This window comes from Kitasatospora sp. NPDC098663 (genome assembly GCF_044760075.1).
Taxonomy (GTDB): Bacteria; Actinomycetota; Actinomycetes; order Streptomycetales; family Streptomycetaceae; genus Kitasatospora.
Genome location: NZ_JBIWAP010000026.1, coordinates 117,241 through 139,828, shown reverse-complemented (window position 1 = coordinate 139,828; position 22,588 = coordinate 117,241). Strand labels below are relative to the sequence as shown.

Genomic DNA, 22,588 nt, shown 5'->3' with positions numbered 1-22,588 from the left:
TGACTTTTGGCACGCTGTTGAGTTCTCAAGGAACGGACACTTCCTTCGGACCGCCTTCCAGCGGGCCCTCCGGGCGCTTCGTTCTTTCGTGTTTCAAGCTTATCAGATGTTTTCCGCTCCGTTTTCCGGAGTTTCATTCATCGGAATTCGCTTTCCGCTTGCCCCCGCTCTCTCGCGGCGACTCCGGAACTGTACGGGGACAGGACCGCCACATGCAAATCGCCCCTGCCCAGGGTCCCGGGCAGGGGCGATCAGTGCGACGCGGACCAGGTCAGCGGACCTCGGTGATCTCCGGACCGCGGGCGAACGGGTCGAGGGCCGCGCTGCCGAAACGGTTGTCGCCCTCCCCGGCCGCCGCAGCCGCACCGCCGCCGTCGGCGACCATCTGGGCGTCCTCGGGCAGCTTCAGCACGATCGGGTCGCGGGGCGCCATCGGGCTCTCGCCCCGGACGACGACCGTCTGCTGGAAGACCTGCTCCAGGATCCCGGCCATTTCCGGCTGCACGGCGGCCTGGCCCGAGATCACACCGCGCAGGAACCAGCGCGGGCCGTCGCAACCGACGAAGCGCACCAGCTGTACGCCCTGGGTGCCGTCCGGCAGCTGCACCGGGACCTGCGCACGGAGGTGCCAGCCGAGCGGGCCCTCCTCCTCCTCGATGAGGCCGCCCTGCGCGGTGATGCCGTTGGCGATCTCCTCCCGGACCTCCCCCCAGATGCCCTCCGACTTGGGAGCGGCGAAGGCCTGCAGCTGGATGGCGCTGTTGCCGAGGACGAGGGTCGCGGCGACGATCGCGTCACCGGCGACCTCCACCCGCAGCTCCATGCCCTCGACACCGGGGACCAGCAGACCCCCGAGGTCCACTCGCCCCTCCTCGGGGTTCTCCAGCTCGGAGTGGTCCCACGGACCGTCCGGCCGCGGGGCCGGCGGCAGGCCGACCTTGTCGGACGGGTCCAGCTCGGTCACGTTCTCGCTCTCGGCGGAACCTTCGACGTCATCGGCCGTCTCGTCGGCGCTGATGGCGTCGTCGGCGAGCTGCTCGACAGCGTCCTCGCTCTTCTGGCGACGACGGAACACGGTCACTGTCCTTCCCGGTCCAAGACCGATGCGAATACCTGCTCGGCTTCCTGCGAGGCCGCGGGAATGCTAGACCGCGGCGTGGCCGCCGGTCGACCCGAACCCGCCCTCGGCACGTGCCGACCCAGGCAGCTCGGCCACCTCGTGGAAGCGGGCCTTCTCGACCTGCTGGATCACCAGCTGGGCGATCCGGTCCCCTCGGCGGAAGCTGACCCCCTCGCGCGGGTCCAGATTGACGACGATCACCTTGATCTCTCCACGGTACCCGGCATCGACCGTCCCCGGGGCGTTCACGAGAGCAACTCCGCAACGAGCTGCCAGCCCGGACCGGGGGTGGACGAAGGCCGCGTAGCCGTCCGGGAGGGCGATCGCGATGCCGGTGGGCAGGACGGCCCGCTCACCGGGGGCCAGCTCGGCGTCCACGGTGGTGCGCAGATCGGCTCCCGCGTCGCCGGGCTGCGCGTAGGCGGGCAGCGGCAACTCGGGGTCGATGCGCCTGATCAGGACGTCCAGCGGCGGGCGGGGGGTGTTGCTCAAGGGTTCACCTCAAAGGCTCGTGCGCGCTTCATCAGATCCGGGTCGTCGAGGACCTTCTCGATGTCCTCGGGACGACCGTGCGTGGTGAAGTGTTCCAGCTTCACCTGGATGAAGAGCGCCTGCGCACGCACCGCGACCGGTCCGTCGGGGCCGCCGATGCGCGCCTCGGCGGCGCTGTAGATCTTGCGGCCGTGGACGCCGGTGACCCAGGCGCGCAGGTGCAGCACCGAGTCGACCGGGACGGGGCAGAGGAAGTCGGTCTCCAGCCGGCCGGTGACGGCGGGGGCGTGCAGCAGCCAGTTGAGCGTGCCGAGGGTCTCGTCCATGGCGGTGGTCAGCACTCCGCCGTGGGCCAGGCCCGGGCCGCCCTGGTGGACGTCCCGGACGGCGAACTCGGCGGTGACGTCGAGTCCCTCGCCGGCGACCGCGTCGATCCGCAGCCCGCCGGGGTGTTGCGGTCCGCAGCCGAAGCAGTGCTCGTAGTGGGAGCCGAGCCGGGTGCCGGGGGCGGGCGCCTCGGGGGCGCGCGGCGGCAGTACGGCGTCCGGCGGCGGGGTGGTCGGGGACGGCGGCAGCGCGGGCGCCGGCCGGTCGGCGGGGGCGGTGGGGGTGGTCGAACCGGTCACGGGGCCCCAGCCTACCCAGGGGTAGGCGCGCGGCCGGTGGGGGTGGCGTCCCGGCACCGACGTCAGGACGCCCACAATGGGGGCATGTACGACGAACGCCTCACGGTGCCGCGCTCCTGGTGGCTGCTCCCGGTCGCGACCGGGCTCACGCTCGCCCTGATCCTGCTGCGGGTCAGCGGTCTGGCCGCGCTGGTCGGGCTGGTGGTCGGCATCGCCGCCGGCGCGGTCGCGATCAGCAGCTACGGCTCGGTCCGGATCCGCGTGGTGCAGGGCTCACTGGTGGCCGGGCCGGCCCGGATCCCGGTGGACGCCCTGGGCGCCGCGCACCCGCTGAGCCCCGCCGAGGCGGTGGCCTGGCGCGGGCCGAAGGCCAACCCGCGCGCCTTCATGCTGCTGCGCAGCTACGTCCCGACGGCGCTGCGGATCGAGGTGACCGACCCGTCCGACCCGACGCCCTACCTCTACCTGTCGACCCGCTCGCCGATGAAGCTGGCGGAGGCGCTGGAGGAGGCCCGTCGCGGCGCCCGCACCTAGGGCGCCGGATCCTGCCGGCCAGCACCTGGCGGAGGGCCCGCGCACGCCCGGGGGCAGCCCCGAAACGCGCACAGGCCCGAAAAACGGAGAGGGACGGTTCCGCTGATGCGGGACCGTCCCTACGACTTTGTGCCGGCCGACGTGCTCATGGCCGACTCCGTCCTCCCGGTGCCGTCCGTCAGGACGGCTCCCGGACCTGCCGTCCGGCCCCGCTGCCCGGGGCCGGAAGGGGCGCTGTGCCGGCCCCGCGGAAGCCGCGGGTGCCGGGCCCTGTCCGCCGCGGTGCTCAGGCGCCGCAGTCCCGGCAGATCGGGTTGCCGTTCTTCTCGCTGTACAGCTGACTGCGGTGGTGCACCAGGAAGCAGCTCATGCAGGTGAACTCGTCGGCCTGCTTCGGCAGCACCCGGACCGCGAGCTCCTCGTTCGAGAGGTCTGCGCCCGGGAGCTCCATGCCCTCGGCCGCGTCGAACTCGTCGACGTCGACAGAGCCGCCGCCCTTGTCGTTCCGCCGAGCCTTGAGTTCCTCGATGCTGTCTTCGTTGAGCTCGTCGTCGGTCTTGCGTGGGGTGTCGTAGTCCGTTGCCATTGTTCGCTCTCCCCCTCCGGGTTTGTGCGGTGTGTGCGGTATCTCCAGCGCACGTAACGCATGGGGGGTCGGTCTTGTGCCCGACCCGAGGCGGAGATTTTGCCTTACTTCAAGCCCTGTTACTCAATCGACACTCAGCCAGGGGTCCGTTGGGGTGATCCACCAGGCTGTGGGAGGCCTCACGCTGGGCCATCGCCAGCCTCCTCCAGCATCCGCTCGGCGGCCACTCACAGTGAGCACGGGCCGCACTGATGCTCGTCCGTTCCCTTGCCCACCTGGGGTACCGACCAATCATCCGGCCGGGTGCGGACCCGAAATCCGGTCACGGACTGCGATCGGCACCCCCGTTCGGGTGATCACTCTCCGAGGTCGGGTGAAACCACGGAGCGACACGATGTGAGCTTGGTCACGTTCAGAATCTTCCAGGGCAAACCACGGAAAATCCACCCACTTCGGCTGCTCCGCCGAACACCCTAGTCGGCGCTCCGGCGCGCGGCCCGACGGGCCAGGATCGCGGCCTGGCGCTCCTCGAACTTGCGTGCCTGACCGTCCAGCCCGTCCAGGAAGACGCCGAGCTCGTTCTGCGCCATCAGACCCTCCGGGCCGAGGCCGCCGATCTCCATCACGCGCAGGTGGCGCAGCACCGGCTGCAGCACGTCGTCGTGGTGGATGCGCAGGTTGTAGACCCCGCCGAGGGCGATCTGCGCGGCGGCCCGCTCGAAGCCGGGGATGCCGTGGCCGGGCATCCGGAAGTCGGTGACCACGTCGGCCACGGCCCGCATGGCCTGGTCGGGGGCGATCTCCAGGGCGGCCTTCAGCAGGTTCCGGTAGAAGACCATGTGGAGGTTCTCGTCGTTGGCGATCTTCGCCAGCAGCTGGTCGCAGAGCGGGTCGCCGGCGTACTTGCCGGTGTTGCGGTGCGAGATGCGGGTGGCGAGCTCCTGGAAGGCCACGTACGCGACCGACTGCAGCATGCTGTGCGCGTTGTCGGACTCGAAGCCCTCGGACATGTGGCTCATCCGGGCCCGCTCCAGCTCCACCGGGTCGACGGCCCGGGTGGCGAGCAGGAAGTCGCGAATGGCTATCCCGTGCCGGCCCTCCTCGGCGGTCCAGCGGTGCACCCAGGTGCCCCAGGCGCCCTCGCGGCCGAACATGCTGGCGATCTCGTGGTGGTAGCTGGGGAGGTTGTCCTCGGTCAGCAGGTTCACCACCAGCGACACCCGGCCGAGCGGTGTCACCTGGGACTGCTCGACGGCCCAGGCGTCGCCGCCCAGCACGCCGTCGAAGTCACGGCCCTGGCTCCACGGCACGAACTCGTGCGGCATCCACTCCTTGGCCACGCCGAGGTGGCGGTTGAGCTCCTTCTCCACGACCTCTTCGAGGGCCAGGATCAGCCGGGCGTCGGTCCAGCCGGTCGATCCGAGGGAGGCGCTGCTCTGCACAGGGGCGATGGTCACGGTCTTGCTCCTGGGGGACGGCACGCGCGGGACGGGCGCGTTGGGCGGGCACGTCTGCGACGCACTTACGGTTCCGTAGGTTACGACACCGTAAGTTGCCCGGGCAGGAAATGACAAGCCGCCCCCGCCAGGCCTTATGTCGTCTTGACGGGCCTGACGGGGGCGGCGGTGAACGGTCGCTTACGGAGCGCGGCGGCGGGGAGGGCGCGGCGGGCCCGGGAGGAGCCCGGCGGGCGGGGTCAGGGGTTGGGGATCCGGACCCGCATGGTGAGGCCGCCACCGGCGCGCGCAGTGGCCTCGATGGTGCCACCGTGGGCGCGCACCACCGAGCGGACGATGGACAGGCCGAGCCCGACCCCCTTGTCGCTGCGGGTGCGGTCGGCGCCCTTGACCCGGCGGAACGGCTCGAAGATGTGCTCCAGCTCGTAGCCGGGCACCACCGGGCCGGTGTTGGACACCACCAGCTCGCCGCCGCCGGGCACCTCGGCAGTGGCCAGCTCGACCCAGCCGCCGGCGGTGTTGTACCGGACGGCGTTCTGCAGCAGGTTGAGCGCCAGCCGCTCCAGCAGCACGCCGTTGCCCGCGACCACGGCCGGAGCGAGCTTGGAGCGCAGCTCGACCTCGCGCCGGTCCGCCTCGGCCCTGGTCTGCTCCAGGGCGCGGGTGGCCACCTCGGAGAGTTCCACCGGGCGGCGGTCGGTCAGCTCGTTCTCGCTGCGGGCGAGCAGCAGCAGGCCCTCCACCAGCTGTTCGCTGCGCTCGTTGGTGGCCAGCAGGGTCTTGCCGAGCTGCTGGAGGTCGGGCGAGGCGGCCGGGTCGGAGAGCTGGACCTCCAGCAGGGTGCGGTTGATCGCCAGCGGGGTGCGCAGTTCGTGCGAGGCGTTGGCGACGAAGCGGCGCTGGGAGTCGAAGGACCGGTCCAGCCGGTCCAGCATGTCGTCGAAGGTGTCGGCGAGTTCCTTGAGCTCGTCGTCCGGCCCGTCCAGCTCGATCCGCCGGTGCAGGTCGGAGGAGGCGACGTCGCGGGCGGTGCGGGTGATCCGGCCGAGCGGGCGCAGCACCCGGCCGGCCAGCGCGTAGCCGGCCGCGAAGGCGATCACGGCGAGGCAGACCAGCATCGTGAGCGACTTGCGCAGCAGGGTGTTGAGCGCCGAGTTGGAGCGCAGCAGGTAGTCGCCGGCCTGCTCCTGGTTGAACTGCGCGCTGTTCATCGGGACGCCGTTGACCCGCAGGCTGCCGTCGAACTGGAACGTGCGCGGCGCCAGGTTGTTCACGGCGTCCTGGAAGAACACGTACATCAGCAGCAGCAGGACCACGCCGGCCATCAGGAACATGCCGCCGTAGAGCAGGGTGAGCCGCATCCGGATGGTCGGCCGGAAGGGCAGCCAGGCGAGCATGCCGTCGCCGGGGGTGTAGCGGCCGGACTGGGGCGCGCGCGGGGGGTGCTGGGGCTTGGGCGGTACGGCGCGCGGGCCGCCGGCGGGCGCGCCGGAGGGCCCGCCGGCCGGGGGCGGGGTGGTCATGATGGTCCTCTCGGGGCGTCCGCCGGGGCGGGCGCGGGGTGGGGGTGGTCCGACCGGGTCCGGCGGCCGGATCCGGTGCGGTCCGCTCGGATCCGGTCAGGTGGTCCGGCGGGTCCGGTCAGATCCGGTAGTCAGATCCGGTAGCCGGAGCCCGGGACGGTGACGATCACCGGCGGGTCACCGAGCTTGCGGCGCAGCGTCATCACGGTGACGCGCACGACGTTGGTGAACGGGTCGGTGTGCTCGTCCCAGGCCTTCTCCAGCAGTTGCTCGGCGGAGACGACGGCGCCGCCGGCCCGCATCAGCACCTCCAGGACGGCGAACTCCTTGGGGGCGAGCTGGACGGTGCGGCCCTCGCGGATCACCTCGCGGCGGCCCGGGTCGAGCGAGATGCCGGCCCGCTCCAGCACCGGGGGCAGCGGAACGGTCGCGCGGCGGCCCAGCGCCCTTACCCGGGCGACGAGTTCGCTGAAGGCGAACGGCTTCGGAAGGTAGTCGTCCGCGCCGATCTCCAGGCCCTCGACCCGGTCGCTGATGTCGCCGGAGGCGGTCAGCATGATCACCCGGGTGGCCAGTCCCTGTTCGACCACCTTGCGGCAGACGTCGTCACCGTGGACCAGTGGGAGGTCGCGGTCCAGGACCACGACGTCGTAGTCGTTGACCGCGATGCGCTGGAGCGCGGCCTCCCCGTCGTACACCACGTCGACGGCCATCGCCTCGCGGCGCAGGCCGGTGGCGACAGCCTCGGCGAGCAGCTGCTCGTCCTCGACGACGAGAACCCGCACGATCGTTGTCCCTTCTCCAGGCCGGCCCCGGAAGCGGACGCGCGGCTCCGACGGTGCCTCCATCCTGCCTGGTCCGCCGGTAAAGCAGCGATAAGCTGCCGCTCAGGCACGGAGCGTTGGCGGCGGGTGGTGACCGTTCGTGCCGGGACCAGTCCGGTTGGACTGTGACACAGGCAACTTTCTCGGGCCGGAAGGTTTCCCCATCCCCCCGGCGGGGAGGACAGCTTCACACCCGCGATCTGGCTCTTGGCCGATCGCACCCACCCGCCGTGCGTTCATCCGCGCCGGCCCTGGGGCTGGGACGTCACCGGGAGCGGCCGAAGGCCGTCTCCGCGCTCGACCGGAGATTCACGACCTGCCGGACGGGGCGCTGCCGCTGGCCACACCTCCTCGGGGCGGAGAACGTACGACCGTGCACGTCCGACACAGTAAGGGGGCCCGTATGGACGCCTTCAAGGCCGGAATCCTGCAGCGCATAGCCAACGCCGAGCAGGATCTGCACCGCGCGATCGAGGCCGGGGACGAGTTCCTCGCCGAGGTGGAGCAGTCCGAGCTGGACGACCTCCGCCGGCTCGCCGCCGAGCACGGCGTGGACACCGTGCTGGAGCGCCACCGCACCGCCGCCTGATCCACCCGACCTTCCGACCCGACGCCGGACCTCCGGCACCAGCGGCCCTGCGGGGGTCGTGCGAAAAACCCAGGCCCTGGCATCCCCCGTATGCCAGGGCTCTTCGCTGTCCAGGGCCGTCCAGGGGCCCAGGGCGTGTCCTCAGTCGGCCCAGGCGCGCAGCGCGGCCAGCCGCTCCTGCAGCGGCTGGTACACGCCCGGCGCGGCGGCCACGGTCAGCTCGCCGTCCGGGCCGTGCCCGGGGCGTCCGCCGACCAGGGCCCCGGCCTCGGCCGCGATCAGGCAGCCGGCCGCGCGGTCCCAGGGGGCGAGGCCGCGCTCGTAGTAGCCGTCCAGCCGCCCGGCGGCGACGTCGCACAGGTCCACCGCGGCGGCCCCGCCCCGGCGGATGTCCCGCACCTCGGGCATCAGGGACAGCAGCACCTCGGCCTGGCGGGTCCGCACCGACTGGACGTAGTTGAAGCCGGTGCCGATCAGCGCCTGGCCCCACGGCGGGGCCGGGCGGGTGGAGAGCGGCCGGCCGTCGAGCCGGGCGCCGCGCCCGAGGACGGCGTGGAACAGCTCGCCGCGGGCCGGCGCGTACACCACGCCGACGACCGCCCGGCCGTCCAGCTCGGCGGCCACGCTGACCGCCCAGGAGGGCAGCCCGTACAGGTAGTTGACCGTGCCGTCGAGCGGGTCGACGACCCAGCGCACCCCGCTGGTGCCGGGCCGCTCGGCGCCCTCCTCGCCGAGGTAGCCGTCCTCGGGGCGGCGCTCTGTGATCAGTTCCAGGACGAGCTTCTCGGAGGCGAGGTCCATCTCGGTCACCACGTCGACCGGGCTGCTCTTGGTGCCGGCCACGCCGAGGTCGGCGGGCCGGCCGTCGCGCAGCAGGGCGCCGGCCTGCCGGGCCGCGTCCAGGGCGACCTCCAGCAGGTCGTCGAGGAGCCGGTCGTCGGGCAGGGCGGGAGTGGGCACGGGTCTCTCCTCCGGGAAAGCGGGACGGGCGGTCAGCGCTCGGCGGCGGCCGGGCGGGGGGCTCGCGGGTTGGGGCAGCAGGCCACCGCGCACACGTCGTGGCTGGGGCCGAGCGCGCCGAGGGCGCAGCGGGTCACCGGCTCGCCGCGCTCGGCGGCGGCCCGCTCCAGGACGAGTTCGCGCACCGCGGCGGTGAACCGCGGGTCGGCGCCGACGGTGGCGGCGCGGGCCACCGGCAGGCCGAGTTCGGCGGCCTTGGCGACGGCCTCGGTGTCGAGGTCGTACTTGACCTCCATGTGGTCGGAGACGAAGCCGATCGGGACCATCACCACGGCGGGCGCGCCGTCGGCGTGCTGGGCCTCCAGGTGGTCGCAGATGTCGGGTTCCAGCCACGGCGTGTGCGGAGCGCCGCTGCGGCTCTGGAACACCAGCTCCCAAGGCCGGTCCGCGACGCCGGTGCGTTCGGCGACGGCCCCGGCGATCAGCCGGGCGACGTCCAGGTGCTGGGCGACGTACGCGCCGCCGGGGCGGCCGCGGGCCGGGTCGTCCGGGGCGCCGGAGGCCTCGGCCATGGCGTCCGGGATGGAGTGGGTGGTGAACGCCAGCCGGGCGCCGGCCCGGACGTCCTCGGGCAGCCGCGCCAGGGCGGCCAGGGTGGCGTCGACCATCGGCTCGACGAAACCGGGGTGGTTGTAGAAGTGCCGCAGCTTGTCGACCCGCAGCTCGGGCAGGCCCTCCGCGGCGAGGGCGGCCAGCGCGTCGGCCAGGTTCTCCCGGTACTGGCGGCAGCCCGAGAAGCCGGCGTAGGCGCTGGTGGCGAGGACGGCGACGCGGCGGTGGCCGTCGGCGGCCAGTTCGCGCAGGGTGTCCACCAGGTAGGGCGCCCAGTTCCGGTTGCCCCAGTAGACCGGCAGGTCCAGGCCGTGCTCGGCGAAGTCCTTGCGCAGCGCGGCGAGCAGTTCGCGGTTCTGCTCGTTGATCGGGCTGACCCCGCCGAACAGGAAGTAGTGCTTGCCGACCTCCTTCAGCCGCTCCTTGGGGATGCCGCGGCCCCGGGTCACGTTCTCCAGGAACGGGACGACGTCCTCGGGGGCCTCGGGCCCGCCGAAGGAGAGCAGCAGCAGGGCGTCGTACGGCTGCGGCGCTGCCGGGGCGGCGCCGGACGGTGAGGGTTTGCGCGCGTCGGACATGGCACCGATCCTGCCATTGAGGGGCCGGAGCGCCCCGTCGGGGCCGCGAGGGTGTCCGGAAAATACTGTTTGCCAAGGTACGTAAGCTGTGTTGACCAGCCTCGTTCCTTACCCCCGCGGAGCTCCCGTGCTGTCCAGCTACCGCCAGATATTCGCCTCCCCCGGCAGTCTGGCCTTCTCCACCACCGGCTTCGTCTCCCGGCTGCCGATCTCCATGACCGGCATCGGCATCGTGACCATGCTCTCCCAGCTCAGAGGCTCCTACGGGGTGGCGGGCCTGGTGTCGGCGACCCTGGCGATCTCCGCCGCGCTGCTCGGCCCGCAGGTCTCCCGGCTGGTGGACCGGCACGGGCAGCGCCGAATAATCGTCCCGGCCATGGCGCTCACCATCGTCGCCGTGGTCGGCCTGCTGCTGTGCGCCCGGCTCAAGGCGCCGGACTGGACGCTCTTCGTCTTCGCGGCCGGGATGGGCGTCATGCCGAGCACCGGCGCGATGGTCCGCGCCCGCTGGGCCCACCTGTACCGCGACGACGCCCCCAAGCTGCACACCGCGTACTCCTTCGAGGCCGTCGTCGACGAGGTCTGCTTCATCGTCGGCCCGATCCTCTCCATCGGCCTGGCCACCTCCGTCTTCCCCGAGGCCGGCGTCCTGCTCGCCGGAGTCTTCCTCGCCGTCGGCGTCCTGCTGTTCGCCGGGCAGCGCGCCACCGAACCACCGGTCCACCCGGGCGCCCGGCACGTCGGCGGCTCGGTGATCCTCAACCGCGGCCTCCAGGTGCTGATCCTCACCTTCGTCGCCACCGGCGCGATCTTCGGCTCGGTCGAGGTCGTCACCGTCGCCTACTCCGAGACCCAGGGGCACAAGTCCCTCGCCAGCGTGATCCTCGCGCTGTGGGCGCTCGGCTCCTGCCTGGCCGGCGTGGTGTTCGGCACCCTCAAGCTCACCGGCTCGATGGCGGGCCGCTTCTTCGCCGGCGTCCTGTTCATGGCGCTCAGCATGGCGCCGCTGCTGCTGGTCGCCGAGTCGGTGCACGGAGTCGGCGGCCTGATCGCGGTCGGCGGCGCGCTGCTGATCGCGGGCATCGCCATCTCCCCCACCCTGATCACCGCGATGGCCCTGGTCGAACGGCTCGTCCCGGCCGCCCAGCTGACCGAGGGCATGACCTGGACGACCACCGGGCTCGCCCTCGGCGTCGCCGTCGGCTCCTCCGCCGGCGGCTGGGTGGTGGACGCCGCCGGCTCCGCCGCGGGCTACTGGGTGCCGCTGACCGCCGGGGTCTTCGGCGTGGTCACCGCGCTCGCCGGCCTCGGCCGCCTGCGCGCCGGGCTCGCCTCCGAGCAGGCCGCCGACGAGCCCGCAGAAGCGGCCGGACAGACCGTAGACCTCGGACGGTGAACTGACTAATCTCTCCCTACCCGCGGGCCTACCCGCGGGTAGGGCGGCCCCCACCGCCCCGGACCGCGCCGACCCCGGTCGGCCACGGAGCAGGAGGCGGCGCCATGCCCCAGGCCACTACCGCGACCCCCACCCGGTGGACCAACTGGGCCGGGAACCAGAGCGCCCGGCCCGCCCGGGCCGCCACCCCCGGCACCGCGGAGGAACTGGCCAAGGAGATCCTGCGCGCCGCCGAACAGGGCCGCACCGTCAAGGCCGTCGGCTCCGGCCACTCCTTCACCTCGATCGCCTCCGCCGGCGACGGCGTCCTGCTCCGCCCGCACGCGCTCACCGCCGTCCGCGAGATCGACCGCGAGGCCGGCACCATCACCGTCGAGTCCGGCCTCCCGCTCGCCCGGCTCAACCGGATCCTCGCCGCCGAGGGCCTCTCCCTCACCAACATGGGCGACATCGAGGTGCAGACCGTGGCCGGCGCCACCAGCACCGGCACCCACGGCACCGGCCGCGACTCCGGCTCGCTCGCCGCCCAGATCCGCGCCCTGGAGATCGTCCTCGCCGACGGCAGCGTCCGGCGCTGCTCCCCCACCGAGCACCCCCGGCTCTTCCAGGGCGCCCGGCTCGGCCTCGGCGCCCTCGGCGTGATCACCGCCCTGACCTTCGCCGTCGAACCGGCCTTCCTGCTCACCGCGCACGAGCAGCCGATGGCCTTCGACGAGGTGCTGGAACGGCTGGACGACCTCACCGCGGTCAACGAGCACTTCGAGTTCTACTGGTTCCCGCACACCGACCGCTGCGCCACCAAGCGCAACAACCGCAGCCAGGGCCCGGCCGCCCCGCTGCCCCGGTTCAAGGAGTGGCTGGAGGACGACTTCCTCTCCAACACCGTCTGGGAGGGCGCCTGCCGGGTCGGCCGGCGCTTCCCCGCCAGCATTCCCGCCATCGCCTCGCTGGCCAGCCGCGCCTGGTCCGACCGCAGCTACACCGACACGGCGCACCGGGTGTTCACCAGCCCGCGCAAGGTGCGCTTCGTGGAGATGGAGTACGCGGTGCCGCGCGCGGCCGTCGCCGGAGTGCTGCGCGAGCTGAAGGCCCTGGTCGAGCGCTCCGACTGGAAGGTCGGCTTCCCGGTGGAGGTGCGCTTCGCCCCCGCCGACGACCTCTGGCTCTCCACCGCCTCCGGCCGGGACAGCGCCTACATCGCCGTCCACCTCTACCGGGGCACCGCCGACCAGGGCTACTTCACCGGCGTCGAACAGCTGATGTGCGCCCACCAGGGCCGCCCGCACTGGGGCAAGCTGCACACCCGGGACGCCGAGTACCTGTCCGGCGCCTACCCGCACTTCGGCGACTTCACCGCCCTGCGCGACGAGGTCGACCCGCAGCGCGTGTTCGGCAACGACTACCTGCGCCGGGTCCTCGGCGCCTGATCACGGGGTGGCGCCCCGGGTCGGCGCCCCGGGCTGCGACGGGGCCACGGAGGCGGGGGCGTTGCTCGGCACCGGCGGCTGCGGGCTCGCCCCGCCGCCGGTACCGGAGGGCTTCCCGCCGTCCGCGGTCGGCGACGAACCGGCCGACGGCGTCGCGCTCGGACCCGCCGAGGGCGAGGCCGTACCGCCGCCGTGCTCACCGGCCCCACCGCTCGGGCCCGCGCCCGGGCCGGTGCTCGGTTCCCGGCTCGGCCGCGTCGTCGGCGGGGCCGAGGCGCCGCCGGACGGCGAGGGCTCCGAGCCGCGCCCGCCGCCGGTGGAGGGCCGCTCCGCCGGCGGCGTCTCCCGCGGGGCGGAGGACTTCGGGCTCACCACGCCGCCGAAGGAGGTGCCGTTGCCCGACTCGCCCTTCACCGTCGCCGACACCGGCTGACCGGTGGCCAGTTCGAACGCCAGGATCGGCACCATCGCCACCACGAACACCAGCCCCGACACCGCCGCGTAGGTCTTCCAGGTCCACCGCCGACGCGCCCGGACCACCTGCGGCTCGTTCCACTCCGAGGAGATCGCCGAAGGCGCGGGCTCCACCGGATGCTCCGACACCTGGCGCAGCCCGTTCACGGCATGGCCGGGCCCCCGGTCCACCACCGCCTCGCGCAGCTGCTCGCCGGTGCGCCGGAAGATGTGCTGGAACACCGCACCGCCGGTGGTGGCCCCGACACTGACCACCGCCGCACCCAGGATCGTTCCGTACACGCCGAGTTCGGAGGCGAGCAGCGCCCCCACCACCGTGGCCAGCGCACTCGCCGCGACCTGAGCCACACTCAGATCGATCCGCTTGCGCTCCTTCTTGCCGCCCTCCTCGGCGGGGCTCCGCTCCGGCATCAACATCCCTCGGTCCGTACGACTGTTCCTCGAACAAGTCACTCCATCTTGCCCAAAGAAGGACACAAGGGGCGAAAATGCGGTTCTCCGGCTCCGATATATGTGAAGATGATCACCGTTCACTCGCCGGTGGTCCGCCGTTGGGGGCATGCGCTCTTGAGATTCCCGTGAATCGCGGGAGACTTGAGCGGCGAGCCGCCCCTTCGGATGCCACGAATGGAGTACTGTTCGTAAAGCCTGAGCCTTGGGTCGACTTGTCGACTGCGCCCACACCGGCAGATTGACGAAGAGCCACGGAACAGGCACGCACGGCGACGCCCGTCCCGGACCGTCGCGAACACTCCGCGTGCGAGGACGGCCGGGGCACCCAGGCGCGACGTCGACGGATGGCGTGGCAAAAAGGCAACCGTGCCACAGCGGCGTGACCGGGCGTATGCCCGACACGCCGGGGAACTCAGCAAGGTTGTGGCCAGTCGCGATTGGGCAGGCCACACTCAGTACGGGAGCAGCGACGCAGGTGACGTCGGCAGGCACCACCCGGGAGGTAACCGTGCCCGAACTGCGGGTTGTGGCCGTCAGCAACGACGGCACACGGCTGGTGCTCAAGGCTGCCGACAGCACGGAGTACACCCTTCCCATCGACGAGCGGCTACGCGCCGCCATCCGTGGGGATCGTCCGCGCCTCGGCCAGATCGAGATCGAGGTCGAGAGCCATCTGCGGCCCCGGGACATCCAGGCCCGGATACGAGCCGGCGCCTCCGCCGAGGAGGTCGCCCAGGCCGCCGGCATCTCCGTCGACCGGGTCCGCCGCTTCGAGGGTCCGGTCCTCGCCGAGCGCGCCTTCATGGCCGAACGCGCCCGCAAGACCGCCATCCGCCGCAACGGCGAATCCACCGGGCCCCAGCTCGGCGAGGCCGTCGCCGAGCGGCTCGCGCTGCGCGGCGCCGAGAAGGACACCGAACGCTGGGACTCCTGGCGGCGCGACGACGGCACCTGGGAGGTCATCCTCGCCTACCGTGCCGACGACGAGGGCCGCAGCGCCTCCTGGACGTACGACCCGCCCCGGCGCCTGGTCCAGCCCAACGACGACGAGGCCCGCGCGCTGATCGGCGAGAACGTCGAGCGCGAGGAGGAGTCGGTCTTCCCGTTCATCCCGCGGATCGCCCGGCTCCCCCAGGACCGGCCGCCCCGCCCGATGATCGACCGGCCCTCCGCCGACCGCATCATGTCCGCCCGTGAGGTCCGCGAGTCCCGCGAGGCCACCGCCGAGTCCAGGGACTCCCTGACCAGCCTGCTCGACGTGGTCCCCGCCTTCCGCGGCGACCTCGCCGTCGGCCCCGCCCCGATCGAACCGGTGCCCGCAGAGGTCGCCGAGGAGAGCGAGGAGGCGGCCGCGGCCGCCGCACCGGCGGTCGGCGCGGGCTCGGCCTACGCCGACATCCTGATGCCGCGGGCCGTCGCCCCGCACCGCGAGCGCCTGGTCGGCACCACCGACCGCCAGGCCGAGGCGGACGGCGTCCGGCCCGGCCGCCGGGCCACCGTGCCCAGCTGGGACGAGATCGTCTTCGGCAGCCGGCGCAAGAAGCAGGAGTAACAGCCCATGCGTCAGGGGCGGGAGGCTCGGCCTCCCGCCCCTGACGCACGCCCCGGCTCAGCCCGGCTGGTCGGTCACCGCCACCGGGCGGGCCTCGTCGCTCGACCACTCGCTCCACGACCCCGGGTACAGCGTCGCCGGCAGGCCCGCCACCTCCAGCGCCAGGATCTGGTGCGCCGCCGTCACCCCCGAGCCGCAGTACACCGCCGTCTCCCGCTCACCCGCGCCCAGCGCGCGGAACCGCTCCGCCAGTTCCTCGGCCGGCCTGAACCGCCCGTCGGCCGCCACGTTCTCGGCCGTCGGCGCCGACACCGCACCCGGGATGTGCCCGGCGCGCGGGTCCACCGGCTCGCTCTCGCCCCGGTAGCGGTCCCCCGCCCGGGCGTCCAGCAGCAGCGCACCGCGCGCCCAGGCCGCCGCACCGTCCGCGTCCACCACGGGCAACTGCCCCGGGACCGGTTTGAAATCACCCTCCGCCGGCGCCGGGACCTCCGCCGTCACCGGCAGCCCGGCCGCCGACCAGGCCGCGTACCCGCCGTCCAGCACCCGGACGTCCCGGTGCCCGGCCCACCGCAGCAGCCACCAGGCGCGGGCCGCCGCCAGCGAGGCCGCGCCGTCGTACACCACCACCGGGCGGTCGGAGTCCACCCCCAGGCGGCGCATCGCCGCGCCGAACTCCTCCGGCTCCGGCAGCGGGTGGCGGCCGCCCCGGCCGGGGGCGCCCGGCGGGGCCGCGAGGTCACGGTCCAGATCGACGAAGCGGGCGCCGGGCAGGTGCCCGGCCCGGTATTCCTCGACAGCGGTCGGGCCGGACTGCGCGGCACCGACCAGCCGGTAGCGCACGTCCAACAGCACCGGCGGGCGCGCGGAGGCGAGCGCCCGCGCCAGCCCGGCCGCGGAGATCAGCGGGGAACCGTCGTTGTAGGTGGTCATGGCGGCCATTGTCGCGCAGCGCCGCGGCCCCGCCGCTCTTTGTGCGCTCTTTGCCGGAATTTCCGCGCGGCCCGAGGGTTCGACGCGCGCCAGAGTGGAAGCATCACCCTCGCGCGCGAGGATTTCCGTGCGCCGACCAGCCATTGCGCCAACCACCCATTGCGCCAACCACCCATGAGGAGGCCCGCATTGCCCGCGGTGGAACTCCGACTGGCCCAGGGCACCCCCTGCTGGGTCAGCCTGCTGACCGACGACCTGGCCGGCGCCCGCGCGTTCTACGCCGACCTGCTCGGCTGGACCTACACCCCGGGCCCCGGCCAACTCGGCGCCTACGTCCGCGCCGAACTCGACGGGGCACCGGTCGCCGGCCTCGGCGTCTCCACCGCCACCGGCTTCCCGGTGCAGTGGACCAGCTACTTCGCCGTCGACGACGCCGACCACACCGCCCAACTGGTGCGCGCCTGCGGCGGAACCGTGGCCGTCGGGCCGCTCCAGGCCGAGCGCGCCGGGCGGATGGCCATCGCCGCCGACGTCGCCGGCGCCGTCTTCGGACTCTGGCAGGGCGAGGAGCACACCGGCCGGGAGGCCGGGCCCGAACCCGGCGGACCGGCCTGGACCGAACTGCTCACCCCAGACACCGACGGCGCCGTCGCCTTCTACACCGCGGTACTCGACCGCCCCGTCCGGCACGCCGACGACGAGTCCGCGCTACTCGTGCACGGCCGGCCGGTCGCCGGTATCCGGCACCGCGCCGAACTACGCGGCCATCCGCCCCGCTGGCGGGTCCACTTCGCCGTCCGCGACGCCGACGCCACTACCCGGCACGCCGTCGGACTCGGCGGCCGCGTCCTGGTCGAACCGCACGAAACCGCCCGCGGCCGCGCCGCCCGGCTGTCCGACCCGCAGGGCGGGCACTTCTCGGTGCTGGAACTCCGTTAGCGCGCCCGGGACAGGACTCAGACCTGCTGCTCGAAGGGCAGCACGTCCGGCGAGAGCACCGAGGCGCGGGCCGTCGCCGCGGTCAGCCGGCGGCGGTGGTGCCGGCGGCAGAGCACCTCGTACCCGACCTCGTCCTCGTTCACCGAGATGTCGCCGACCACCACCTGGGCGCCCTCGACCACCATCACCCCGCCCACCGTCCGGGCGTTGTGCGTCGCCCGCGCACCGCACCAGCACAGCGCCTCGACCTGGAGCACCTCCACCCGGTCGGCCAGCTCGATCAGCCGCTGGGAGCCGGGGAACAGCCGGGTGCGGAAGTCCGTGGTGATCCCGAACGTGTAGGCGTCGATGTCGAGTTCGTCCACCACCCGGGCCAACTGGTCGACCTGCTCGGCGGCGAAGAACTGCGCCTCGTCGCAGATCAGGTAGTCCACCCGGCCGCCCGCCGAGAGCCGGTGCACCACGTACGCGTGGAAGTCGAAGTCGTCCGTCACCTCGACCGCGTCCGCCCGCAGGCCCAGCCGGCTGGAGATGGTCGCCGCACCGGCCCGGTCGTGGCGGGTCAGGATGAGGCCCTGCCGGCCGCGGGCGGAGTGGTTGTGGTCCATCTGCAGCGCCAGCGTCGACTTGCCGCAGTCCATCGTGCCCGAGAAGAACACCAGTTCAGCCATGGGTGGAGCAAAGGCCTTTCACATCAGGGGAGTTCGGGCACAGAAGAGTCAAGGACCGGGCTCAGCCGCGAACTTCGAGCAGCGGCACGAACTGCTCGACCGGGGTCATCGAACCGTGCAGACCGATCATCGCGGACTCGCCCGGCTCGTTGCGGGAGGCGGTGATCGCGATGTCGTCCCGCGCCGCGGCCACCACGTCGCCGATCCGCCCGTACACCCGCTCGTCCACGGCCGGACCGAACCAGCCCGCCGCGATCGCCTGGTCCCGGGTGGCCACCCACATCCGGTCGCCCAGCACCTCGCTCCAGACCGTGAACACGTCGGCCGCCGCACCGGGCACCGCGTACACGTGCCGGGCCCGGCCCTCGCCGCCCAGCAGGGCCACGCCGGCGCCCAGCTCCCAGTCCTCGTCGAAGTCGATCCGGTCCTCCGGCGCGATGTCGATCATGCCGTGGTCGGCGGTCACGTACATCGCCGAACGCGGCGGCAGCCGCTCGGCCAGCCGGCGGGCCAGCCGGTCCACCGCGTCCAGGGTCATCCGCCACTCGTCCGAGTCCACCCCGAAGCGGTGGCCCGCGCCGTCCAGCTCGCTGACGTACGTGTAGACCAGCGCCCGGTCGTGCTCGGCCAGCCAGGAGGCCGCCAGGTCCATCCGCTCCTCGCCCGTCGTCCGGCCCAGGAAGGTGCCGCCGGACAGCGCCACCCTGGTCAGCGGCGTCTGCGAGAACAGCGGGGAGGACACCTGCGCGGTCGCCACCCCGGCGGCGTCCGTCCGCTCGAAGACCGTCGGGTACGGCTGCCACACGTGCGGATCGGTGTGCGGCTGCCAACGCAACTGGTTCATCAGATAACCGGCGCCCGGCACCGCGACCGTGTACCCGGCCAGGCCGTGCAGCCCCGGCGGCGTACCGGTGCCGACCGAGGCCAGCGAAGTCGCCGTGGTCGACGGGAAACCAGCGGTCAGCGGGCGGCCCGAACCACCCATCGAGCTCCCGGCCAGCGAGGACAGGAACGGCGCGTACTCCGGGTGCCGCAGCAGCAGCTCCCAGCCCAGGCCGTCCACCAGGAACACCACCACCCGGTCCGCCGGGGCGATCGGCAGGGTCGCGGTGAAGCCCGGAACGCCCAGGCCCGCCGCCACCGAGGGCAACAGATCGCAGAGCGAACCGCTGCCGTACGGGGGCGCGGGAGCCGCGGCCGGGTCGAGGATCTCGAAGGCGTCGAAGCCGCCGGAGGGTGCGAAGGACATGAAACCGGATTCGTAGCAGTCGAAGGCAGCGGCGCTCAGACCCGCGGGCCGTTGCTGATCGTCGCGTCGGAGAGCGCGCGGGCGAACACCAGCGCCTGGGCCACCGTCTCCGGGCCGTCACCGGCCTCGCTCACCCGCAGTGAAAGGTCGTCAGCCGTCGCCGAACCGGTGTAGCCGTGGTCAGCCTCGCAGTTCGGATCCGAACAGCCCGCCGGCTCCAGGTCCAGCCGCTGCACCGCACCCCAGCCGATCGTCAGCACCACCTCGCGCGGCAGCGTCCCCGGCGTGTACGTCTCCGGGTTCGCGACCATCCGGCTCAGCACGACCGAACCGATCCGGTCCAGCCGGACACTCTCCGTCGACGTCGTCGCGAACGGCACCGCCGGGCTGCCCGCGTCCCCCGACTGCTCGTCGGTGTGGCTCACCACGAACCGCGTCGGGGTCAGCACCAGCACCGTCACGTGCCGACGCACCTCGTTGGCGTCGAAGGTCGTCTCCTGGTGCACCAGGTAGGAGCTGATCGGCTCCGGGCCCACCGCGGCCTCGACCGCCTCGGACACCAGGGCCGGGTAGTAACCGCTGCGCTCGATCGCCGAGCGCAGGTCCTGAGTGCTGGTGGTACCGGTCTTCGCCATAACTCCATCCTGGCATGGTCCGCCGACGAAGCGGGCGGCACGGCGCCGAGCTTCGGACAACAGCGCCCACAGGCAGGCGCAACCAAGGAAGGTTACAGGGTGCTCATCGCGCGCGGGCCCAGATCGCTACGGACGGGCAGCGGCGCGATCCGCACCCGCGCCCCCAGGATCGCCAGCCCGTACGGGGCGACGACCACCGGTTCGAGATCCACCGAGGCGATCTCCGGCACGTCGTCCACCAACTGCGACACCCGCAGCAGCAACTCCTCCAGCGCGTCGGTGTCCACCGCCTCCGCGCCCCGCCAACCGAACAGCAGGGGCGCCGCCCGCACCTCCCGGACCAGCCCGGCCACCTCCTGGTCGGTCGCCGGGACCAACCGGTGCGCCACATCGCCCAGCAGCTCGGCGGGCGCCCCCGCCAGGCCGAACGACAGGATCGCGCCGACCGCCGGATCCACCGTGGCCCCGATCACGGTGTCCACCCCGCGCGGCGCCATCCGCTGCACCACCAGCTCCGCCTGCGCCGCACCGCCCAGCAGCGCGTCCAGCTCGCGGTGCGCCCGGCGCAGCCCGGGCTCGCCGGTCAGGTCCAGCCGCACGCTGCCCAGGTCCGGGCGGTGGCGCAGATGCGGGGCGGTGGCCTTCAGCGCCACCGGGTAGCCGAGCGTCGCCGCGGCCCGCACGGCCGCCTCCTCGTCCGGGGCCGGCAGCGCCGGGAAGACGTCGATGCCGTAGCGGGCCAGCAGCTCCCGGGCCCCGGCGTCCGGCAGGGTGATCCGGGCGCCGCCCGGCTGCGTCCGCGCGGCGACCGCCGTCCGGGTGCTCAACGCCGCCTCGACCAGCGCGCGGGCGCCCGGCTCGTCGATCCGGTCCAGCTCGGGCACCCGGGCCGTCTCCTCCGCGACGGCCGTCCGGCGCCGCCACTGCGCGTAGTGCACCGCGTGCGCCAGCGCCCGCACCGCCCGCTCCGGCGCCGCGAACGCCGGCACGCCCCCCGGGCGCAGCCGGACCGGCAGGTCGGTCAACGCCAGATGGGCGAGCACCAGAGGCTTGCCCAACTCCCTTGCCCTTCGGCTGGCTTCGAGCAGTGCGTCGGCGATCTCCGGATCGTCCGAACCCATCTCCGGATCGTCCGGGCCGGTCAGCCGGCCACCCATGAAGGCGTGCGCGGACGTGCCGATCGGCGGGATCGCCACCGCGATCACCGCGTCCACCGCCGGATCGGCCAGCGCCACGTCCAGCGCGATCCGGAAGTTCTCGCCCGTCGCGGCCGTGGTCAGGTCCACCGGGGTGCGCGGCCGCAGGCCCGCGCTCAGGCAGGCGTCGTAGGTCAGCAGGCCCAGCGAGTCCGAGTTCCCGACCACCGCGACCCGGTCCCCGGGCGGCAACGGCTGCAGGGCCAGCAGCTCCCCGGTGTCGTACAGCTCGGTGATCGTCTCCACCCTGATCACGCCCGCCTGCTCGAACAGCGCGCCCACCGTCGCGTCGCGCAGCCCCGTCGCGGTCGCCGGCACCGCGTGGCCCGGCGGCAGGCTGCCGGTGTGCCGGGCGCCCTTCACCACCACGACCGGCTTCACCGCGGCCAGCCGGCGCGCGATCCGGGTGAACTTGCGCGGGTTGCCGAAGGACTCCAGGTAGAGCAGCACCACCTCGGTGGCCTCGTCCTCCGCCCAGTACTGCAGGAAGTCGTTCCCGGAGACGTCCGACCGGTTGCCCACCGAGGCGAAGGAGGACACCCCCAGGCCCCGGCGGTGCGCCGACTCCAGCAGGGCCACCCCGATCGCGCCGGACTGGCAGAAGATCCCGAACCCGCCCCGGCCCGGCAGCTGCGGAGCCAGCGAGGCGTTCAACGGGCGGTCCGGATCGGTGTTGATCAGGCCGAAGGCGTTCGGCCCGATCACCCGCATCCCCGCCGCCCGCGCTTGGCGCACCAGCGCGCGCTGGCGGTCCCGGCCCTCCGGACCGGTCTCCGCGTACCCGGCGGTCACCACCACCAGGCCCTGCACCCCGTGCGCGCCGCACTCGGCGACCGCCGCCGGGACGGCCCCCTCCGGAACGGCGATCACCGCGAGATCCACCGGCCCGGGAATGTCCAGAACCGAACGGTGCACCGGCACGCCGTCCAGCTCGGTGCCCGGCGGGGCGTTGCGGTTCACCGCGTACACCGGGCGCGTGTCGTCGGCACTGCCCAGCAGGTCCCGCAGGATCGCCCGGCCCACCGTCTGCGGATTGCGCGACACCCCGATCACCGCCACCGACCGCGGGGTCAGCAGCCGCTGCACCGACTTCGCCTCCGCCCGGTGCTCGCGCGCCCGCATCACCGCCAGCGAACGGTCCGTCTGCTCAAGATCGAACTCCAGGTGCACCACACCGTCGGTGAAGCTGCGGCGCTGCGTGTACCCGGCATCGGTGAAGACCTTCACCATCTTCCGGTTCTCCGGCAGCACCTCCGCCTGGAACCGGCGGATCCCGCGCTCCTGCGCCACCGCCGCGATGTGCTCCAGCAGCGCCGACGCCACCCCGCGGCCCTGATGGGCGTCCTGCACCAGGAACGCCACCTCGGCGTCCGTCCCGGCCTCGGACGGACGGCCCTGTGCGTCGATCCGGTCGTAGCGGACGGTCGCGATGAAACGGTCCCGGACCACCACCGCCAGCGCCACCCGGTCCACGAAGTCGTGGTGGGTGAAACGGCGGACGTCCTTCTCCGACAACCGGGGGTAGGGGGCGAAGAAACGGAAGTACTTGGACTGGTCCGACACCTGTGCGTAGAACTCCACCAGACGCTCCGCGTCCTCCGGCGTGATCGGCCGGATGCGGGCCGTGCCGCCGTCCCGCAGCAGGATGTCGGCCTCCCAGTGCTGGGGGTAATCAGGTCCGGATTCCCGCCGGTCACCGGGGTCCTGCTCGGGCTGCGCCACTGCGGAGTCGTCCACATTCGTCAGGTTATCCGGCAGTGAG

The 22,588-nt window shown here is 73.1% G+C and carries 21 protein-coding genes; 6 read left to right on the top strand and 15 right to left on the bottom strand.

The window, feature by feature from the left end:
* Positions 1 to 271: 271 nt before the first annotated feature.
* The 3 genes from ACIQVZ_RS26715 to ACIQVZ_RS26705 form a co-directional block, all read right to left on the bottom strand.
* A complete protein-coding gene (locus ACIQVZ_RS26715) occupies positions 272 to 1,075 on the bottom strand; it encodes a DUF3710 domain-containing protein (RefSeq protein ID WP_350880047.1) in 804 nt (267 codons plus the stop codon).
* Positions 1,076 to 1,144: 69 nt separating this feature from the next.
* Positions 1,145 to 1,612, bottom strand: coding sequence for a dUTP diphosphatase (dut, locus tag ACIQVZ_RS26710; protein WP_350880049.1), 468 nt, complete (start codon positions 1,610 to 1,612; stop codon positions 1,145 to 1,147).
* Positions 1,609 to 2,187 (bottom strand): PaaI family thioesterase, encoded by a 579-nt coding sequence (locus ACIQVZ_RS26705; protein ID WP_063351415.1) that lies wholly within the window; start codon positions 2,185 to 2,187, stop codon positions 1,609 to 1,611. Before ACIQVZ_RS26705 ends, dut begins: the two co-directional genes overlap by 4 nt.
* A gap of 135 nt (positions 2,188 to 2,322) precedes the next feature.
* Here ACIQVZ_RS26705 and ACIQVZ_RS26700 point away from each other — a divergent pair, with 135 nt between their 5' ends.
* Positions 2,323 to 2,772 (top strand): DUF3093 domain-containing protein, encoded by a 450-nt coding sequence (locus ACIQVZ_RS26700; protein ID WP_402453289.1) that lies wholly within the window; start codon positions 2,323 to 2,325, stop codon positions 2,770 to 2,772.
* A gap of 286 nt (positions 2,773 to 3,058) precedes the next feature.
* On the opposite strand, the gene ACIQVZ_RS26695 is transcribed toward ACIQVZ_RS26700, so the two are convergent.
* From ACIQVZ_RS26695 to ACIQVZ_RS26680, 4 genes are all read right to left on the bottom strand, one after another.
* Entirely contained in the window at positions 3,059 to 3,358 is a 300-nt protein-coding gene (locus ACIQVZ_RS26695) for a DUF4193 domain-containing protein (RefSeq protein ID WP_030057692.1), read from the bottom strand.
* Between the two features lie 473 nt (positions 3,359 to 3,831).
* A complete protein-coding gene (locus ACIQVZ_RS26690) occupies positions 3,832 to 4,815 on the bottom strand; it encodes an acyl-ACP desaturase (protein ID WP_402453288.1) in 984 nt (327 codons plus the stop codon).
* Between the two features lie 239 nt (positions 4,816 to 5,054).
* Positions 5,055 to 6,338, bottom strand: a complete 1,284-nt coding sequence (locus ACIQVZ_RS26685; RefSeq protein ID WP_350880055.1) for a HAMP domain-containing sensor histidine kinase — start codon at positions 6,336 to 6,338, stop codon at positions 5,055 to 5,057.
* A gap of 131 nt (positions 6,339 to 6,469) precedes the next feature.
* Positions 6,470 to 7,123: a response regulator transcription factor gene (locus tag ACIQVZ_RS26680; RefSeq protein WP_063349384.1), complete on the bottom strand. Its 654-nt coding sequence runs from the start codon at positions 7,121 to 7,123 to the stop codon at positions 6,470 to 6,472.
* Between the two features lie 442 nt (positions 7,124 to 7,565).
* Here ACIQVZ_RS26680 and ACIQVZ_RS26675 point away from each other — a divergent pair, with 442 nt between their 5' ends.
* Positions 7,566 to 7,751 (top strand): hypothetical protein, encoded by a 186-nt coding sequence (locus ACIQVZ_RS26675; RefSeq protein ID WP_030057688.1) that lies wholly within the window; start codon positions 7,566 to 7,568, stop codon positions 7,749 to 7,751.
* A gap of 141 nt (positions 7,752 to 7,892) precedes the next feature.
* Here ACIQVZ_RS26675 and ACIQVZ_RS26670 read toward each other — a convergent pair whose 3' ends face one another.
* Positions 7,893 to 8,711: an inositol monophosphatase family protein gene (locus ACIQVZ_RS26670; protein ID WP_063349383.1), complete on the bottom strand. Its 819-nt coding sequence runs from the start codon at positions 8,709 to 8,711 to the stop codon at positions 7,893 to 7,895.
* Between the two features lie 32 nt (positions 8,712 to 8,743).
* A complete protein-coding gene (locus ACIQVZ_RS26665) occupies positions 8,744 to 9,901 on the bottom strand; it encodes a ferrochelatase (RefSeq protein ID WP_402453286.1) in 1,158 nt (385 codons plus the stop codon).
* Between the two features lie 127 nt (positions 9,902 to 10,028).
* On the opposite strand from ACIQVZ_RS26665, the gene ACIQVZ_RS26660 reads away from it, so the two are divergent.
* On the top strand, positions 10,029 to 11,297 hold the full coding sequence (locus ACIQVZ_RS26660; RefSeq protein WP_350880062.1) for an MFS transporter: 1,269 nt from the start codon (positions 10,029 to 10,031) through the stop codon (positions 11,295 to 11,297).
* 104 nt (positions 11,298 to 11,401) lie between these two features.
* The gene (locus tag ACIQVZ_RS26655; RefSeq protein ID WP_402453285.1) at positions 11,402 to 12,724 is read left to right on the top strand and encodes a D-arabinono-1,4-lactone oxidase; all 1,323 of its coding nucleotides are present in this window, start codon (positions 11,402 to 11,404) and stop codon (positions 12,722 to 12,724) included.
* Here ACIQVZ_RS26655 and ACIQVZ_RS26650 read toward each other — a convergent pair whose 3' ends face one another.
* A complete protein-coding gene (locus tag ACIQVZ_RS26650; protein WP_402453284.1) occupies positions 12,725 to 13,609 on the bottom strand; it encodes a hypothetical protein in 885 nt (294 codons plus the stop codon).
* 517 nt (positions 13,610 to 14,126) lie between these two features.
* On the opposite strand from ACIQVZ_RS26650, the gene sepH reads away from it, so the two are divergent.
* A complete protein-coding gene (gene sepH, locus ACIQVZ_RS26645; RefSeq protein ID WP_079135886.1) occupies positions 14,127 to 15,203 on the top strand; it encodes a septation protein SepH in 1,077 nt (358 codons plus the stop codon).
* A gap of 57 nt (positions 15,204 to 15,260) precedes the next feature.
* Here sepH and ACIQVZ_RS26640 read toward each other — a convergent pair whose 3' ends face one another.
* Entirely contained in the window at positions 15,261 to 16,136 is an 876-nt protein-coding gene (locus ACIQVZ_RS26640; RefSeq protein WP_402453283.1) for a sulfurtransferase, read from the bottom strand.
* 198 nt (positions 16,137 to 16,334) lie between these two features.
* On the opposite strand from ACIQVZ_RS26640, the gene ACIQVZ_RS26635 reads away from it, so the two are divergent.
* Positions 16,335 to 17,075, top strand: a complete 741-nt coding sequence (locus tag ACIQVZ_RS26635; RefSeq protein WP_402453297.1) for a VOC family protein — start codon at positions 16,335 to 16,337, stop codon at positions 17,073 to 17,075.
* A gap of 17 nt (positions 17,076 to 17,092) precedes the next feature.
* Here the strand turns inward: ACIQVZ_RS26635 and ACIQVZ_RS26630 are convergent, their stop codons facing one another.
* From ACIQVZ_RS26630 to ACIQVZ_RS26615, 4 genes are all read right to left on the bottom strand, one after another.
* Positions 17,093 to 17,746, bottom strand: a complete 654-nt coding sequence (locus ACIQVZ_RS26630; protein WP_063349376.1) for a thymidine kinase — start codon at positions 17,744 to 17,746, stop codon at positions 17,093 to 17,095.
* Between the two features lie 61 nt (positions 17,747 to 17,807).
* Positions 17,808 to 18,995 carry a nucleotide pyrophosphatase/phosphodiesterase family protein gene (locus ACIQVZ_RS26625; RefSeq protein WP_350880071.1) on the bottom strand — a complete coding sequence of 396 codons (1,188 nt, stop codon included), beginning with the start codon at positions 18,993 to 18,995 and terminating at the stop codon, positions 17,808 to 17,810.
* 35 nt (positions 18,996 to 19,030) lie between these two features.
* Positions 19,031 to 19,630 carry a DUF5998 family protein gene (locus tag ACIQVZ_RS26620; RefSeq protein ID WP_063349374.1) on the bottom strand — a complete coding sequence of 200 codons (600 nt, stop codon included), beginning with the start codon at positions 19,628 to 19,630 and terminating at the stop codon, positions 19,031 to 19,033.
* Positions 19,631 to 19,722: 92 nt separating this feature from the next.
* Positions 19,723 to 22,563, bottom strand: a complete 2,841-nt coding sequence (locus ACIQVZ_RS26615) for a GNAT family N-acetyltransferase (protein ID WP_402453281.1) — start codon at positions 22,561 to 22,563, stop codon at positions 19,723 to 19,725.
* Positions 22,564 to 22,588 lie beyond the last annotated feature (25 nt).

Bases quoted from the DNA above. Each gene is read 5' to 3' on its own strand.
- ACIQVZ_RS26620 (WP_063349374.1), bottom strand. From the start codon at position 19,630: ATGGCGAAGACCGGTACCACCAGCACTCAGGACCTGCGCTCGGCGATC.
- ACIQVZ_RS26625 (WP_350880071.1), bottom strand. From the start codon at position 18,995: ATGTCCTTCGCACCCTCCGGCGGCTTCGACGCCTTCGAGATCCTCGAC.
- ACIQVZ_RS26665 (WP_402453286.1), bottom strand. From the start codon at position 9,901: ATGTCCGACGCGCGCAAACCCTCACCGTCCGGCGCCGCCCCGGCAGCG.
- ACIQVZ_RS26650 (WP_402453284.1), bottom strand. From the start codon at position 13,609: ATGCCGGAGCGGAGCCCCGCCGAGGAGGGCGGCAAGAAGGAGCGCAAG.
- ACIQVZ_RS26675 (WP_030057688.1), top strand. From the start codon at position 7,566: ATGGACGCCTTCAAGGCCGGAATCCTGCAGCGCATAGCCAACGCCGAG.
- ACIQVZ_RS26700 (WP_402453289.1), top strand. From the start codon at position 2,323: ATGTACGACGAACGCCTCACGGTGCCGCGCTCCTGGTGGCTGCTCCCG.
- ACIQVZ_RS26630 (WP_063349376.1), bottom strand. From the start codon at position 17,746: ATGGCTGAACTGGTGTTCTTCTCGGGCACGATGGACTGCGGCAAGTCG.
- ACIQVZ_RS26695 (WP_030057692.1), bottom strand. From the start codon at position 3,358: ATGGCAACGGACTACGACACCCCACGCAAGACCGACGACGAGCTCAAC.
- ACIQVZ_RS26655 (WP_402453285.1), top strand. From the start codon at position 11,402: ATGCCCCAGGCCACTACCGCGACCCCCACCCGGTGGACCAACTGGGCC.
- ACIQVZ_RS26685 (WP_350880055.1), bottom strand. From the start codon at position 6,338: ATGACCACCCCGCCCCCGGCCGGCGGGCCCTCCGGCGCGCCCGCCGGC.
- ACIQVZ_RS26640 (WP_402453283.1), bottom strand. From the start codon at position 16,136: ATGACCACCTACAACGACGGTTCCCCGCTGATCTCCGCGGCCGGGCTG.